Source organism: Methylobacterium sp. WL18, from assembly GCF_008040015.1.
Classification (GTDB): domain Bacteria; phylum Pseudomonadota; class Alphaproteobacteria; order Rhizobiales; family Beijerinckiaceae; genus Methylobacterium; species Methylobacterium mesophilicum.
The window spans coordinates 1-522 of the sequence record NZ_VRVD01001289.1 but is presented as its reverse complement, the minus strand read 5'-3'; the positions used below and the strand labels follow the sequence as shown (position 1 = coordinate 522).

General features: G+C 71.3%; 1 protein-coding gene. It reads right to left on the bottom strand.

The genetic code is table 11. The features are described 5' to 3' along the window. Positions 1-522, bottom strand: a 522-nt coding sequence (locus tag FV228_RS32370) for a methyl-accepting chemotaxis protein (RefSeq protein WP_246694122.1), incomplete at both ends; no start/stop codon positions are given.

The window sequence follows — 522 nt, the reverse complement described above, 5'->3', positions numbered from 1 at the left end:
TGTCCGAGCGCGTCTTGCCGGCCGCCGCGCGCTTGACCGCCTCCTCGGTCAGCATCACCGACGTGTTGATGCCCCGCTGGATCTCGCCCAAAATCCCCCGGACCTGACCGGTGGCCGCCTTGGCCTGGTCGGCCAGCAGCTTCATCTCGGAGGCCACCACGGCGAAGCTGCGCCCGCTCTCGCCGGCCGCCGCCGCCTCGATCGCGGCGTTGAGCGCCAGCAGGTGCGTGCGCTCCGAGATGTCGTTGACCGTCTCGATGATGTCGCCGATCGTCTGGGTCTTCTCCGACAGGCTGACGATGTTGCCGGCCACCGCCTCGGCCTGCTCGCGGATCGCGTCCATCGCCTTGGCGGTGTCCGAGACCGCGCGCAGGCCCTGCCGGGAGGTCTGGGCGGTGGCCTGGGCGGTGGCGATCACCTCGGTGGCGCGCTTGCCGATCTGGGCGCCGGAATGGGTGATCTCGTCCACCGTGGCGGCGGTCTCCTGCACGGCGGCGAACTGCTCCTCCACCGACGCCGCCT